The organism is Streptomyces sp. NPDC031445, from assembly GCF_055581365.1.
The window spans coordinates 22,482-37,542 of sequence record NZ_JBVIJO010000019.1 but is presented as its reverse complement, the minus strand read 5'-3'; the positions used below and the strand labels follow the sequence as shown (position 1 = coordinate 37,542).

General features: G+C 71.7%; 14 protein-coding genes and 1 tRNA gene. 10 read left to right on the top strand and 5 right to left on the bottom strand.

Going from position 1 to position 15,061, the window contains the following annotated elements:
- Positions 1–17 precede the first annotated feature (17 nt).
- The 6 genes from tadA (at position 18) to ACZ5DC_RS36485 (ending at position 3,523) form a co-directional block, all read left to right on the top strand.
- A complete protein-coding gene (gene tadA, locus ACZ5DC_RS36510; protein ID WP_468660096.1) occupies positions 18–449 on the top strand; it encodes a tRNA adenosine(34) deaminase TadA in 432 nt (143 codons plus the stop codon).
- Positions 450–505: 56 nt separating this feature from the next.
- Positions 506–590: transfer RNA gene (locus ACZ5DC_RS36505), tRNA-Ser, on the top strand.
- 158 nt (positions 591–748) lie between these two features.
- The gene (locus ACZ5DC_RS36500) at positions 749–928 is read left to right on the top strand and encodes a hypothetical protein (protein ID WP_171154861.1); all 180 of its coding nucleotides are present in this window, start codon (positions 749–751) and stop codon (positions 926–928) included.
- A gap of 10 nt (positions 929–938) precedes the next feature.
- Entirely contained in the window at positions 939–1,232 is a 294-nt protein-coding gene (locus tag ACZ5DC_RS36495) for a Dabb family protein (protein ID WP_468660093.1), read from the top strand.
- Positions 1,233–1,408: 176 nt separating this feature from the next.
- Entirely contained in the window at positions 1,409–2,245 is an 837-nt protein-coding gene (locus ACZ5DC_RS36490; RefSeq protein WP_468660205.1) for an RNA polymerase sigma factor SigF, read from the top strand.
- Between the two features lie 336 nt (positions 2,246–2,581).
- A complete protein-coding gene (locus tag ACZ5DC_RS36485; RefSeq protein ID WP_366752689.1) occupies positions 2,582–3,523 on the top strand; it encodes an RNA polymerase sigma factor SigF in 942 nt (313 codons plus the stop codon).
- Between the two features lie 441 nt (positions 3,524–3,964).
- Here the strand turns inward: ACZ5DC_RS36485 and ACZ5DC_RS36480 are convergent, their stop codons facing one another.
- Entirely contained in the window at positions 3,965–4,159 is a 195-nt protein-coding gene (locus tag ACZ5DC_RS36480; protein ID WP_468660091.1) for a hypothetical protein, read from the bottom strand.
- A 205-nt stretch (positions 4,160–4,364) separates the two neighbouring features.
- Between ACZ5DC_RS36480 and ACZ5DC_RS36475 the strand changes: the two genes are divergently transcribed.
- From ACZ5DC_RS36475 to ACZ5DC_RS36460, 4 genes are all read left to right on the top strand, one after another.
- The gene (locus ACZ5DC_RS36475; RefSeq protein ID WP_171154851.1) at positions 4,365–4,859 is read left to right on the top strand and encodes a MarR family winged helix-turn-helix transcriptional regulator; all 495 of its coding nucleotides are present in this window, start codon (positions 4,365–4,367) and stop codon (positions 4,857–4,859) included.
- 85 nt (positions 4,860–4,944) lie between these two features.
- Positions 4,945–7,407 carry an MFS transporter gene (locus tag ACZ5DC_RS36470; RefSeq protein ID WP_468660203.1) on the top strand — a complete coding sequence of 821 codons (2,463 nt, stop codon included), beginning with the start codon at positions 4,945–4,947 and terminating at the stop codon, positions 7,405–7,407.
- Positions 7,408–7,511: 104 nt separating this feature from the next.
- Positions 7,512–8,333, top strand: a complete 822-nt coding sequence (locus ACZ5DC_RS36465) for a YceI family protein (protein WP_468660089.1) — start codon at positions 7,512–7,514, stop codon at positions 8,331–8,333.
- A 56-nt stretch (positions 8,334–8,389) separates the two neighbouring features.
- Complete coding sequence (locus tag ACZ5DC_RS36460) at positions 8,390–8,857, top strand: PPOX class F420-dependent oxidoreductase (RefSeq protein ID WP_468660087.1); 468 nt, start codon at positions 8,390–8,392, stop codon at positions 8,855–8,857.
- A gap of 150 nt (positions 8,858–9,007) precedes the next feature.
- Here ACZ5DC_RS36460 and ACZ5DC_RS36455 read toward each other — a convergent pair whose 3' ends face one another.
- From ACZ5DC_RS36455 to ACZ5DC_RS36440, 4 genes are all read right to left on the bottom strand, one after another.
- Complete coding sequence (locus ACZ5DC_RS36455) at positions 9,008–9,766, bottom strand: TetR/AcrR family transcriptional regulator (protein ID WP_468660085.1); 759 nt, start codon at positions 9,764–9,766, stop codon at positions 9,008–9,010.
- A 109-nt stretch (positions 9,767–9,875) separates the two neighbouring features.
- Entirely contained in the window at positions 9,876–11,261 is a 1,386-nt protein-coding gene (locus tag ACZ5DC_RS36450; RefSeq protein WP_468660083.1) for an MFS transporter, read from the bottom strand.
- A gap of 106 nt (positions 11,262–11,367) precedes the next feature.
- Positions 11,368–13,572 (bottom strand): glycosyltransferase family 39 protein, encoded by a 2,205-nt coding sequence (locus tag ACZ5DC_RS36445; RefSeq protein ID WP_468660081.1) that lies wholly within the window; start codon positions 13,570–13,572, stop codon positions 11,368–11,370.
- Positions 13,569–15,053, bottom strand: a complete 1,485-nt coding sequence (locus tag ACZ5DC_RS36440; RefSeq protein ID WP_468660079.1) for a bifunctional glycosyltransferase family 2/GtrA family protein — start codon at positions 15,051–15,053, stop codon at positions 13,569–13,571. The genes ACZ5DC_RS36445 and ACZ5DC_RS36440 overlap by 4 nt, the downstream gene beginning before the upstream one ends.
- Positions 15,054–15,061 lie beyond the last annotated feature (8 nt).

Genomic DNA, 15,061 nt, shown 5'->3' with positions numbered 1-15,061 from the left:
ACCCCTGGCGCGCCGCGATGCGGCTTGCCCTGGAGGAGGCCGGGCTGGCCGTCCGGAACGGTGACGTCCCGGTCGGCGCCGTCGTGCTGTCCCCGGACGGTACGACGGTGCTGGGTGCCGGGCACAACGAGCGTGAGGCCACCGGTGATCCCACGGCCCACGCCGAGGTCCTCGCGATCCGGCGGGCGGCGGCCCGGCTCGGGGAGTGGCGGCTGACCGGCTGCACGCTCGTCGTCACGCTGGAGCCGTGCACGATGTGCGCGGGCGCGCTCGTGCAGTCCCGGGTGGACCGGGTGGTCTACGGCGCCCGCGACGAGAAGGCGGGAGCCGCCGGTTCCCTGTGGGACGTGGTGCGCGACCGCCGGCTCAACCACCGGCCGGAAGTCATCGAGGGCGTGCTCGCGGCGGAGTGCGCCCGGCTGCTCACCGCGTTCTTCCGGGACCGCTGAGCCGCCGCCGGATACCGATTTCGGACCACAGCCCCCCGTGCTGTAAGGTCTCCCTCGGTAGCGTGTCCGAGCGGCCGAAGGAGCTCGCCTCGAAAGCGAGTGTGGCGCAAGTCACCGAGGGTTCAAATCCCTCCGCTACCGCTCGTGGAAGGGCCCCGTCGACTGACGGGGCCCTTCGTGCGTCCGGACACAACCCGGCCTCGGCGGCGCGCTGTTGGCCGTACGCGAAGGCGTGAACGTTACACTCGCGGCCGGCAGGCAGCAGGGGCCCTAGAGGCACTGGCACAGGGGAGGCCGCGGTGGCGGTGAACGCCAAGAAGATCGCCGTGTACGTGCTCGTGGTCTTCGCGCTGTACGTGATCATCACGGATCCGGCCAAGGCGGCCGACTACGTCCAGATAGGCTTCGAGGGCATATCGGACGCCGCGAAGGCCATCGGCGACTTCATGACCTGGGTCGCCCACGGAGGAAAGAACTGAGGTACACCCCATGATCCGCCACCTGGTCCTCTTCAGGCTCGACGAGGGCGTCGGGCGCGACGATCCGCGGGTCGTGGCGGGCGTGGAGGCCTTCCGGGCCCTGGGCGGGCAGATCGAGGAGCTGCGCTTCTGGGAGTGCGCCTGGAACATCAGCGACCGGCCGATCGCCTACGACTTCGCGATCAACTCGGCCGTCGAGGACACCGACGCCCTCAAGCGCTATCTGGAGCACCCGGCTCACCAGGCGGGCGTCGCGCTGTGGCGCGAGTTCGCCACCTGGGTGATCGCCGACTACGAGTTCTGAGCCCTCCACCGACGCGAACCCCTCGCCGTTCCGGCGAGGGGTTTTTCGTGCGATGCGTACCCACATCGTCGGAGTTTGAACCACAACACGGGGTTATCGGGTGCTTGCACACAGTGCACATGTCTTGTGATGCTATGACCGCTTTTGACGGATGATTGACCGACGAAGAGGTGGCGTTGACCGTGTCGGCCAGTACTGCGCCGCCCCAGGAAGAGGCGCCCACTCCGACCCCGCCGGCCCCCGAGAAGCGCCGCGGCGCGGACACCCGGGCCCTGACCCAGGTGCTGTTCGCCGAACTGAAGGAGCTCACCCCCGGCACGCCGGAGCACAACCGGGTGCGCGGAGCGCTGATCGAGGCGAACCTCCCGCTCGTACGCTACGCCGCCGCCCGCTTCCGCTCCCGCAACGAGCCCATGGAGGACGTCGTCCAGGTCGGCACCATCGGACTGATCAACGCCATCGACCGCTTCGACCCCGACCGGGGCGTGCAGTTCCCGACCTTCGCGATGCCCACCGTGGTCGGCGAGATCAAGCGGTACTTCCGGGACAACGTCCGCACGGTCCACGTCCCGCGCCGGCTGCACGAGCTGTGGGTGCAGGTCAACAGCGCCACCGAGGACCTGACCACGCTCTACGGCCGCTCGCCGTCCACCGCCGAGATCGCCGAGCGGCTCCGGATCGGCGAGGACGAGGTGCTCAGCTGCATCGAGGCGGGACGCTCGTACCACGCCACCTCGCTGGAGGCCGCCCAGGAGGGCGACGGCCTGCCCGGACTGCTCGACCGGATCGGCTACGAGGACCCGGCCCTGGACGGCGTGGAACACCGCGACCTGGTCCGCCACCTCCTCGTCCAGCTCCCCGAGAGGGAACAGCGCATCCTCCTCCTGCGCTACTACAGCAACCTCACCCAGTCACAGATCAGCGCGGAACTCGGCGTCTCCCAGATGCACGTGTCGCGCCTCCTCGCCCGTAGCTTCCAGCGGCTGCGTTCCGCGAACCGGATCGACGCGTAGCCGCAGCAGACTCCGGGGCGGCTGGTGCACGGCGGGCGCACGGAAGCACGCCCCGAACGCCACTGCATCGCAAACTCGATCGAGCGTTAACCGGCGCGGGCGAATCGCTCACCAGCACTGTTGCCGACAGTTCGGGCCCGAAAGGCCGTCAGACCCCTTGTTTGCAGGGCCGATTCGGATCTGTCATGTCGACATGTCGGTACAGCGCGTTGCCGACATGTGACATTCTGCGGGAAGCGCGTTTGCCGGAGCTCCGGCGCCGGTATTCAGGTGAAGGCTGCGTTGCTCGCAAGAGACGGCGCCGCCGCGACCGTCCCGCGACCCAAAGGGGGTGGCATGTCCGCAGACCAGGGCAGCTCGAAGGTGCTGACGCCCGCGATGAGCGAGGCAGCGCCCAAGGAGCTCTACGCTCTCGACGTCCTCGACGGCTTCGAGGGCGTCACGGCCCTCGAAGCCGTGCCGTCCCCGGCCGCCGAACCGGCCGCCGAAGCTGTCCCGGCCGCGCAGGTCACGGCCACCATCGACACCCGCACCCTGTCCCGCTCGCTGTTCCTGCGCCTGGCGGCGCTGGGCGAGGACAGCCCCGAGCGGGCGTACGTCCGGGACACCCTGATCGAGCTGAACCTGCCGCTGGTGCGCTACGCGGCGGCGCGGTTCCGCTCGCGCAACGAGCCGATGGAGGACATCGTCCAGGTCGGCACCATCGGACTGATCAAGGCCATCGACCGGTTCGACTGCGAACGGGGCGTGGAGTTCCCGACGTTCGCGATGCCGACCGTCGTGGGCGAGATCAAGCGGTTCTTCCGTGACACCTCCTGGTCGGTGCGCGTCCCGCGCCGGCTCCAGGAGCTGCGCCTGGCCCTCACCAAGGCCAGCGACGAGCTGTCCCAGAAGCTGGACCGCTCGCCCACGGTGACCGAGCTGGCCGCCGTGCTCGGTGTCTCCGAGGAGGACGTGGTCGACGGCCTCGCGGTCGGCAACGCCTACACCGCCTCCTCCCTCGACTCCCCGGCCCCCGAGGACGACGGCGGCGAGGGCTCGCTCGCCGACCGGCTCGGCTACGAGGACACGGCCCTGGAGGGCGTGGAGTACCGGGAGTCCCTCAAGCCGCTGCTGGCCAAGCTCCCGCCCCGCGAGCGCCGGATCATCATGCTGCGCTTCTTCGCCAACATGACCCAGTCGCAGATCGGCGAGGAGGTCGGCATCTCCCAGATGCACGTCTCCCGCCTGCTGACCCGGACGCTGGCGCAGTTGCGGGAGGGCCTGATCTCGGACTGACGCCGACCGCCCGCCTCCCGCGTGACGGGGCGTCGGTCACCATGCCCGGATGCTCCGTGCCGGGATGGTCCGTACGACGACATGGACGCGTGGCCGCCGAGGCGCCGTTACGGCAGCGTCGGCGGCCGTCGTGCGTCCGGGCGAGGCGCTCGCCGCGTGCGCGGTCGGTGGTGCGGGCGGCGTCTGTACGGCGGCCGGCGCGGGGCAGGGCGGCCCGACGGCCGTGACGCCGACCGGGCCGGCAGTCCGCGTGCCGCTCGACGGGGGCGAACGGTCCGGCGGCCGTGGAGACGTCCTCCGCGGAACCAGCTCCACCGCCCGCGCGGAGGAACCGGTCCCCGTCCGGGTGACCCGCGGTGCGCCGCGCCACTGCCCGAGCCGACCGGCACGAACCGCTCGGCATCCCTCGGCCCCCGGCGCCCCCGCCGGCCTCGGTGAGTCCTACTTGACCGCCAGATAGGCGACGCCGGCGACCACCAGGAGCGCCACGATCACGCCGATGATCAGACCGACCCGGGGGCCGGAGGAGGCCGCCTGCTGCTGGGGCTGCTGAGGAGCTTCGTCGACGAACGCGCGGAACATCTGGGTGCTGCCTGCGGGGTCGTAATTGCCCTGGGGGCCCTGGGTGTTAGCCATGGCCCGAGACCCTAGCGAATCCCGGTGACCGACCCAAGTGCGGGGCCACCGGGACAGACGGGGGCACGCCCCCCTCAGTCACCTGCATATTTACGGTCGCAATACTTGCCTTTGCCAAGTTTTTGCGCCGTCGACCCCTCGCTTGTTTGCCTTCAGCAACCAAGCAGTCCTATGGTTGCCCCAAGCAACGAATACGGGAGGTGTGATGGCCGAGCAGGCGCAGTTCGAAGAGCTGGCGCGTCAGCTCAGTGCCGTCGGAGCCGTGAAACGGGACATGGGGCGGATCCTGCCGCCGGACTGCCCGGCCGGTTCGGCCGCCGTGCTGACCCTGCTCGGCCGCCACGGGGACATGCGCATGAGCAAGCTCGCGGAGCTGCTCGCCGTGGACATGTCGGTCACCAGCCGGCACGTCGCGCACGTCGCCGCGCGCGGCTGGATCGAGCGGCACCCCGACCCGGCGGACAAGCGCTCGCGCATCCTGCGCCTGACGCCCACGGGCCTGCACCAGCTGGACGACCTGTCCCGGCGGACCACGCACCTGCTGGCCGAGCGGCTCGCGGACTGGACCGACGAGGACGTCGACGAGCTGATCCGGCTGATGACGCGTCTACGCGCGTCATTCGGAGACTGCCGGTCCGCCCCGCTGCGGCTCCCCGCTCCCGTAGACGAACAGACCACCCGTACACCCGCAAGCACGTAAGAAAAGGAAGCCCATGGCAACGACCACACCAGCCGGTGTGCGGGCTCACGCCAAGCACGGGGGAGGCTCCCACGGCGACGCCCCGATGACCCACCGGCAGATCATGGAGGCACTGTCCGGGCTGCTGCTCGGCATGTTCGTGGCGATCCTGTCGTCCACGATCGTCTCCAACGCCCTGCCGCACATCATCGGGGACCTCGGCGGCGGCCAGTCCGCCTACACCTGGGTGGTCACCGCCGCCCTGCTGTCGATGACCGCGGCCACTCCCCTGTGGGGCAAGCTCGCCGACCTGTACAGCAAGAAGGCTCTCGTCCAGATAGCCCTGATCATCTACGTGGTCGCCTCGATGGCGGCCGGCCTGTCGCAGAACCCCGGCATGCTCATCACCTTCCGGGTGTTCCAGGGTATCGGCGTCGGCGGTCTGTCCGCCCTGGCGCAGATCGTCATGGCCGCGATGATCTCCCCGCGTGAGCGCGGCCGCTACTCCGGCTACCTGGGCGCCACCTTCGCCGTCGCCACCGTCGGCGGCCCGCTGCTCGGCGGTGTCATCACCGACACCTCCTGGCTGGGCTGGCGCTGGTGCTTCTACGTCGGCGTCCCCTTCGCCGTCCTCGCGCTGATCGTGCTGCAGAAGACCCTGCACCTGCCCGTGGTCAAGCGGGAGGTCAAGGTCGACTGGGGCGGCGCGACCCTCATCTCCGCCGCCGTCTCCCTGCTGCTGGTCTGGGTCACCTTCGCCGGTGACAAGTACGACTGGGTGTCCTGGCAGACCTACGCGATGGTCGGCGGCTCGATCGTCCTCGGCGCGCTGTTCGTGCTCGTCGAGTCCAAGGCGAGCGAGCCGATCATCCCGCTGCGCCTGTTCAGGAACCGCACGATCACGCTGGCGTCGCTCGCCTCGCTGTTCGTCGGTATCGCGATGTTCTCCGGCACCGTCTTCTTCAGCCAGTACTTCCAGCTGGCCCGCGACAAGTCCCCGACCATGTCGGGTGTCCTGACCATCCCGATGATCGGCGGCCTGTTCGTCTCCTCGACCGTCTCGGGTCAGTTCATCACCCGCACCGGCCGCTGGAAGGCGTGGCTGGTCAGCGGTGGCGTGCTGGTCACGGCCGGCCTGCTGCTGCTCGGCGGCATCCGGTACGACACCGCCTACTGGAAGATGGCCGTCTTCATGGCGCTGCTGGGTCTCGGCATCGGCATGATGATGCAGAACCTGGTCCTCGCCACGCAGAACCAGGTCTCCCCCGCCGACCTCGGCTCGGCCAGCTCCACGGTCACCTTCTTCCGCTCCCTCGGCGGTGCGGTCGGCGTCTCCGCGCTGGGTGCCGTGATGTCCCGCCGCATCACCCACTACGTCCAGGACGGCGTCGCCGACCTGAGCCCGAAGTACCAGAAGGCCCTGGCCGGCGGCTCCGGTTCGACCGACAGCATCCCGGACATGAACGCGCTCCCGAAGCCCATCCGGACGCTGCTGGAGAGCGCCTACGGCCACGGCATCGCCGACGTCTTCCTGATCGCCGGCTGCCTCGCCGCCGTCGCCTTCCTGATCACGCTGTTCATCAAGGAGGTCCCGCTGCGGACCAAGGGCGCGCTCGCGCAGGCCGCCGAGGGCGAGGCCCCGGTGACCGACCCGGCCGCCGCGCCCGCCGTCGCCGAGGCCCAGGCCCCGGTCACCGCACCGGTCCCGGCCGCGGTCGCCGCCTCCACCGAGGCCGCCTCCGACGGCACGGCCACCGCCACCCGGCCGATGGCGGCCGTCGCCACGGTCGCCGAGCCCGTCGGCTCCGGCGGCACCCCGGTGCACGGCTTCGTCCGCGGCGCCGAGAGCGCCCCGGTCCCGCAGGCCGCGGTCACCCTGATCTCGCTGTCCGGCCGCCAGCTGGGCCGCGCGGTCGCCCAGGGCGACGGTTCCTACGCGCTCGACGCCCCGGGCACCGGCAGCTACGTCCTGATCGCCTCCGCCGACGGTTACCAGCCGCAGGCCTCCACCGTCGTGGTGGGCGAGGAACCGCTGTCGTACGACATCCTGCTCAGCGGTACCAGCGGGCTGACCGGTGTGGTCCGGGCCGCCGGGAGCGCGCTGCCGGTCAAGGACGCCATGGTGATCGTCACCGATGTGCGCGGTGACCTGCTGGCCACCGCCGCGACCGGCGAGGGGGGCGACTTCGCCCTCACCGAGCTGGTGCCCGGCACCGTGACCGTCGCGGTCAACGCGAGCGGGTTCCGGCCGCGCGCCCTGCCGGTCGAGGTCGGCGCCACCGGCGTCACCCGGATCGAGGTCGACCTGGACGCCGGCGCCCGGCTCCAGGGCGTCGTCCGGGCCCCGCACGGTCCGCTGGCCGACGCCCGGGTGACCCTGGTCGACCAGGCCGGCAACGTGGTCGGCACCGCCACCACCGGCACGGACGGGGCGTACGCCTTCACCGACCTGGACAGCGGCGAGTACACCGTCATCGCGACGGGTTACCCGCCCGTGGCCACGGCCCTGACCGTCTCCGGCCCCGGAGTCGACGGCCACGACATCGAACTCGCCCACCCCGGCGAGTAGTTCGACCCCCGGCCCGTGGCGGCGCGCGCCTTGAGCGGAGGGCGCGCCCGCCACGGGCCGGTCTCATACGACCATTTTTTGAGCCTTTTTCAGGGAGAAACGGGATGGGACTGACCGCGAAGATCCGTACGCGGGACGGGTGGGCCGTGTCGCACGCGGTCGTCACGGTGACCGACATGACCGGTACGCAGGTGCTGCGGGCCGAGGCGGACGCCGAGGGGGCCGTACGGGACACCACCGAGCTGGCGCCGGGGGCGTACACGGTGATCGTGACCGCCGTCGGCTACGCGCCCGCCGCGTCCAGCGCGATCGTCACCGCCAGCGGCCGGGCCGAGGTCGGCACGGTCACGCTGGCCCGGCAGGGCGGCACCGAGCTGCCGCCGCCCGGCCCCTGGACCATCGACCCGGCGCACTCCTCCGTCGCCGCGGTCGCCCAGCACCTGGGCATCTCCAGCGTGCGGGGCCGGTTCACGGAGTTCGGCGGCACGATCGAGATCGCGCCCGACGAGGTCACCAAGTCCCGGGTGGAGACGGTGATCAGGGCCGCGTCCATCGACACCGGCAACGGCATGCGGGACACGCACCTGCGCTCCGCGGACTTCCTCGACGTCGAGAACCACCCCGAGATCACCTACCGTTCCACGGGACTGACCCAGGCCGGCCCCGACCGCTGGACCGTGCACGGCGAGCTGTCCCTGCACGGGGTCGTACGACCCGTCGACCTGGACCTGGCCTACCTCGGCACCGGCGCCGACCCGTGGGGCGGCACCCGCGCCGCGTTCCGGGCCAGCACCGAACTGCACCGCGAGGACTTCGCGATGAACTACAACCAGGTCCTCCAGGCGGGCATCGCCGCCATCGGCACCACGCTGAAGGTGGAGCTGGACATCCAGGCGGTGCAGGGCGACTCCCTGCCCCAGGCGTAGACATAGGCACAGCAGGGTCAGCCACCGGGGCACCCGCTGCCCCTAGGCTGCCCTCCATGGCACCGAACATCGCTACCAACACCCGTGTGTCGCTGGACGAGCTGCTGGACTTCGTACGTCCCCGGCACCGCGCCCTGCTGATCACGCGCCGGGCCGACGGCTCCCCCCAGGCGTCCCCGCTGACCTGCGGCGTCGACGACTCCGGCCGGATCGTCGTCTCCACCTACCCCGAGCGGGCCAAGACCCGCAACGCCAAGCGGGACCCCCGGGTCGCCCTGGTCGTCCTCAGTGACGACTGGAACGGCCCCTGGGTCCAGATCGACGGCACGGCCGAGGTCATCGACACGCCCGACTCGGTGGAACCGCTGGTCGAGTACTACCGCAACATCGCCGGCGAACACCCCGACTGGGACGAGTACCGCGAGGCGATGGTCAAGCAGGGCAAGTCCATCATCCGGATCACCCCGGACCACTGGGGCCCGGTAGCCACGGGCGGCTTCCCGGCACGGTTGGTGTCCGAGTAACCCACGTCATGGCCTGGGCCTGGACGGGCGGCCCCGGTGGGGTCGTGCGGCCGGCCGGTTCGCGGGGCGGCCAGCGGGTTCGCGGGGCGGCCGGCGCCCGGGTGCTGCCCGTCCCGGCCTCGGCCTCATGGCTCCTCGCTGGCGGGGCGGTCAGCCTCGGGTGACCATCGCTTCGATTCCCGCGACCAGCAGGTCCAGGGCGAAGGCGAAGTCGCGGTCCAGCATCTCGGCCACCGTGTCGCCGCCGCGCGCCGCCATGAGGTCCTTGGACTCCCGCATCATGTCGGCGGTGCCGGGGACCTCGTCCACCAGGGACATGGCCTGCTCGAAGTACTCGTCGGCGCTCAGCCCGGTGTCGGCTATCCGGGTGCGGAAGTGACCCTCGATCGTGCCGAAGCCGTACACGAACTGGAAGACGGCCGAGATGGCCCCGGTCACCCCGTGCGGGGGCAGCCCGGCCCGGCGGACGACCCGCTGGACCACCCGGGAGAACGCCAGGGAGTTCGGGCCGATGTTGAGGAAGCGCCCGGCCAGCGGGGACAGCCAGGGGTGGCGGACCAGCAGCCCCCGGTACGCGGTGGCCAGCGCGCGCAGCTGCTCCCGCCAGTCCTCGTCCGCGTTCTCCGGGTCGGGCAGCCGCAGCTCGGCGTAGGTGGCGTCCAGGGCGAGTTCGAGCAGGTCGTCCTTGGTGTCGACGTACCAGTACAAGGACATCGCCGTGACGTTCAGCTCGGCCGCCAGCCGCCGCATGGAGAACCTGGTGAGGCCCTCGGCGTCCAGCAGCCGCACGGACGCCGCGGTGATCCGCTCCCGGTCCAGTCCGGACGGCTGCCCGCTGCGCCCACCGCGCCGGGCCTTGCCCTCCAGCCACACACTGTCCCGCGCCGACCGACCTGCTGCCTTCGCCACCGGCGGCCCTTCCTCGTTTGCGCTCACTGTCCCAACCTAGGGGCGCGAGGAACTGCGCGACCAGCCACAACGCACCCACAGTCGCCCGACTACCCCATCCCCCGAGCTGCTAGGCGGACACCCTCTCCGCCCGCCGGAGCAATCCGGCGGCAAGGAACCCCCCGACGAGCACCGCGACGGCGCCCACCAGCTGACCCGCGCCCAGCGCGGCCGACAACGAATCCCCCGACGCCACCGAGGAGCTGAGCACGGCGCCCAGCACAGCGACGCCGAGTCCGTTCCCGAACTCCGCCAGCGTGCCGTTGATCCCGGCCCCCACCCCCGCCTTCTCCGGAGGAATCGCCCTCATGATGGCGTGCGCCATCGCCGGATTCGCCACCGCGCACCCCGCGCCGATCAGCAGCAGCCCGAGCAGCGTCCCCGCGTACCCCCCGGAGTCCACCTCCGCGATCGACACAAGGCCCCCGGCCATGCACACCATCCCCAGCGCGATCGACACCGGCGTGCCCAGCCGCGCCGACCACTTCGCCGACAGACCGGTGAAGTTGAGCGCCACCACGGTCAGCGCCAGCGGAGCGGTCCGCAGGCCGGCCTCCAGCGGCCCGTACCCGAGCACGAACTGGAGGTGCTGTGTCAGCAGGAACAACGCGCCGCCCATGCCGAACACGATGAGCACGGCCCCGGCGACCGCCCCCGTGAACCGCGGGTCCCGGAAGAAGTGGAGGTCGAGCATCGGCTCGTCGGCCCTGCTCTCCCACCAGGCGAAAGCGCTCAGCACCAGCACCGCCACGGCCGCCGTGCCGACCACGCGCGCGGACGTCCAGCCGTGCGCCGGCCCGGAGATGATGGCGTACACCAGCGAGGCCATGCCGATGGTGGACAGCACCGCTCCCGGCAGGTCCGGGCGGTCACCGCGCGGGTTCTTCGACTCCGGTACGAGCACCACCACCGCGACCAGGCCGAGCGCCGCGACCGGGATGTTGATCAGGAAGATCGCGCCCCACCAGAAGTGGTCCAGCACGAAGCCGCCGATCAGCGGGCCGCCGGCGAAGCCCAGCGCGTTGACCGCGCTCCAGATGCCGATCGCCTTCGGCTGCTCCTCGGGGGAGAAGATCTGCATCGCCACGGCCAGCGTGGTGGTCACCAGCAGCGCGCCGCCGACGCCCATGCCGGCCCGCGCGGCGATCAGCTGACCGGTGCTGCCGGCGAGTCCGGCCACGAGCGAACCGACGCCGAACAGGGCGAGCCCGGCGATCAGCATCTTCTTGCGGCCGTAACGGTCGGCGGCGCTTCCCGCGGTGAGCAGCAGACCGGACTGCACCAGGGAGTACGCGTTGATCATCCACTGGATGTCGGAGGTCTGCGCGTGGAGTTCCCGGGTCAGGGAGGGGATGGCCACGTTCAGGACCGTGTTGTCGAGCAGCACGGTGAGCTGCGCGAGACAGATGACGCCGAGGATCAGCCAGCGTTGGGGATGGCCTTGGGGGGCGGACATGCCGTACACCGTATAGCGCTCGCTATACGGTGTACAACACATTTCCCGGCCAACCAGCCGCACCCGGCCGGCCCGCCCTCGGCCGACCGCCCTCAGCCGACCGCCCTCAGCCGCTCGCCTTCCGTGTGAGGTCGTAGAAGGTCGCCGATCCCACCGTCACCTTCCTGAAGGTGCTCTGGATCCACGAGCTGATCTGCGAGGCCGTGCCGCTGTTGCCGCCGCCCATGCCGCCGCCGGCGATGAAGTAGTGGATCCTGCCCTCCTCGACGTACTTCTTGAACTGGGCGAGCGTCGGGGACGGGTCGGTGCCGTTGAAGCCGCCGATCGCCATCACCGGGTCGCCGGTGGCGAGCTGGTAGCCGGCCGCGTTCTGGGAGCCCACGGACGCGGCGACCCAGGTGTAGTGCGAGGCGTCCCGCTCCAGCAGCTTCTTGGCCTCGGACGACACGCTCGCGCCGTTCAGCAGGCCGCCGATGCCACCGGCGCCGCCCCTGCCGCCCTCACCCGTCCGGCCGCCGCCGGGGAAGCCGAAGCCGTTGCCGTTCCGCTGCCCTTGCTGCCCCTGCTCTCCTTGCCGCCCCTGCTGACCCGGCTGCGTCGGGGTGCCCCCGCCGAAGCCACCGCCACCGCCACCGGGAAAGCCATTGCCCTGCCGGCCTTGCTGGTTCCGCTGTCCCTGACCGCCCGGCATCCCGCCGCCGAAGCCGCCCCGCACACCGCCACCGGGACCTCCGCCCCGGCCGCCCATCACGCTCGCGCCCGCCGGGCCCGCCGTGACGATCGAACCGGTGTGGCCCTCCTGGAGCGTGCTCAGGGTGTACGCCGTGGGTCCCGCCAGCGCGGCCACGAGCCCCACGGCCGCCGCGCCGAGGGCCAGTTGCCGGGAGACCCGGCCGGCGAAGACCAGGCCGAGCGCCGCGGTCAGACCGCCGATCAGGACCAGCCACTTCAGCCAGGGCAGATAGTCGGGGGTGCGGTTGAGCAGCACGTACCCCCAGGCCGCCGACGCGACCACGGACGCGGCGAGCGCGATCGCCGCCCACGGCTCCCGCCGCCGCTCCCACAGCAGCCCGGCGCCCATGCCGACGACGGCCGCGAGGTAGGGGGCGAGGGCCACGGTGTAGTACTGGTGGAAGATGCCCGCCATGTAGCTGAAGACCACCGTGGTCATCAGCAGCGAGCTGCCCCAGACCAGGAACGAGGCCCGGGTGACCGACGTCCTGCGGGCCTTGCGCGTGGCCACCAGGCCGGCGACGAGCAGGATCAGCGCGCCGGGCAGCAGCCAGGAGATCTGGCCGCCGATCTCGGAGTCGAACATCCGGTCCCAGCCGGTCTCGCCCCACATGCCGGAACCGCCCGCGCCACCGCCACCGCCCACGCTGCCGGTCTCCTCGCCGTTGAGGCGGCCGAGCCCGTTGTAGCCGAAGGTCAGCTCCAGGAAGCTGTTGTTCTGCGAGCCGCCGATGTACGGGCGGGACGACGCCGGCCACAGCTCGACGACCGCGACCCACCAGCCGCCCGAGACGACCAGCGCGAGCGTCGCCGCCGCCAGCTGCCCGAACCGCTTGCGCAGCGACACCGGCGCGCACACCGCGTACACGACCGCCAGCGCCGGCAGGATCAGGAACGCCTGGAGCGTCTTGGCGAGGAACGCGAGGCCGATCGCGGCCCCGGCCCACACCAGCCACTTCGTCCGGCCGTCCGCCAGGGCCCGCAGCACGAGATAGCAGGCCACCGACATCAGCAGGGCCAGCATCGCGTCCGGGTTGTTGAACCGGAACATCAGCGCCGCGACCGGCGTGAGCGCCAGCACCGCACCCGCGACCAGACCGGCCACGGCGCCGAACCGGAGGCGCACGGCCGCGTACACGACCGCGACCGCCGCCACGCCCATCAGCACCTCGGGCGCCAGGATCGCCCACGAGTTCAGGCCGAAGACCCTGACCGACAGCTCCATCGGCCACAGCGAGGCCGGCGGCTTGTCCACCGTGATCGCGTTGCCCGCGTCCAGCGAGCCGAAGAAGAACGCCTTCCAGGACCTGCTGCCCGCCTGGACGGCCGCCGAGTAGAAGGAGTTGGCGTAACCGGAGGCGCTGAGGTCGTACAGGTACAGCAGCAGGGTGGTGGCGAGCAGGCCGAGGAGGGCCGGGCGGACCCAGCGGGGGTCCTCGGGCCGGCCGCGCCACAGTCTCCGTGCGAACGGCTGCCCCGGCTCACCGGCCCGGGGGCCCGGCGGGGGCGCGGTCGGGGGCGGACCCCAGTCGGCCGCGGCGCCGTGCCCGGTCGTCGGCGGGTCGTAGTGCGTGGTCATCGGGCATCCCCCGGGTCGGTGTCGTGAGGGCGCACCGGCCACGACCGCGTGGTCGCGTCGGTGCCGCCGCTCCCGTTGCCGTCCGCGGCCGCACCGGCGCGGACCTGGGTGGTCCGGTACGGCTGCGGCGGCACCATCGGCCGCTGCGAGAGCGGTGCGTACGGGGCGGTCGTGCGGTGGGCGGGGGCGCACGGAGCCGTCGTGCGGTCGGCCGGGGCGGCCGGCGGGCACGTGACGGACTCCCTCCGCTCCGGGAAGACCCAGGCGCGGAAGAGCAGGAACCGCAGCACGGTGGCCGCCAGGTTGGCCGCGATGAGCACCGCGAGTTCCGTGGAGTGCGCCGGGCTGTCCGTGGCCGCGTTCAGGGCGGCGAGCGAACCGCTGGTCAGCGCGAGACCGATGCCGAACACGACCAGGCCCTGCGCCTGGTGCCGTACCGCGCCGCCCCGGCCGCGCACCCCGAAGGTGAGCCGGCGGTTGGCGGCCGTGTTGGCCACGGCCGAGACCAGCAGCGCGAGCGCGTTGGCGGGCTGCGGGCCGCAGAACTGCCGGAAGGCGCTGTACAGCAGCAGGTAGAACAGGGTCGACAGGACGCCCACCACGCAGAAGCCGACCAGCTGGCGGGCGAGTCCCCGTGGCACGTCGGTCAGTTCCCGGTCGCGCGGGTCGTCACCGAAGGGCCGGGTCAGCCGGTCCAGCGGCAGCGAACCGGTGGTCAGCGCCTTGCCGACCCGCCACACGCCCTTCAGGTCGTCGGTCGCGGTCCTCACGATGTGCACGGTGGAGTCGGGGTCGTCGACCCAGTCGACCGGCACCTCGTGGATCCTGAGCCCGGCCCGCTCGGCGAGCACCAGCATCTCCGTGTCGAAGAACCACCCGGTGTCCTCCACCAGCGGCAGCAGCACCTGCGCCACATCGCGCCGGATCGCCTTGAACCCGCACTGGGCGTCCGAGAAACGAGCCTGGAGCGAGCCGCGCAGGATCAGGTTGTAGGCCCGGCTGACGAACTCCCGCTTGGGGCCGCGCACGACCCGGGAGGTGCGGGCGAGCCGGGAGCCGATCGCCAGGTCGGAGTGACCGGAGATCAGCGGCGCCACCAGCGGCAGCAGGGCGTTGAGGTCGGTGGACAGGTCGACGTCCATATAGGCGAGGACGGGCGCCTCGGACGCGGACCACACGGTCCGCAGGGCCCGCCCCCGCCCCTTCTGCTCCAGGCGGAAGCCGGCGACCTCCGGGATCTCCGCCTCCAGCCGCGCCGCCACCAGCGGGGTGGTGTCCGTGGACGCGTTGTCCGCGATCGTGATGCGGAACGCGTACGGGAAGGTGCGCGTGAGGTGCTCGTGCAGTCTGCGGACGCACGGCTGGAGGTCCTTCTCCTCGTTGTGGACGGGGACCACTACGTCCAGGACAGGCGTACCGGCGTCTCCGGCCGGGAGGTGCTCCCGCGCCGGCAGGGCGCCGGGAGAAGAGTCGGTTCGCATGGGACCGA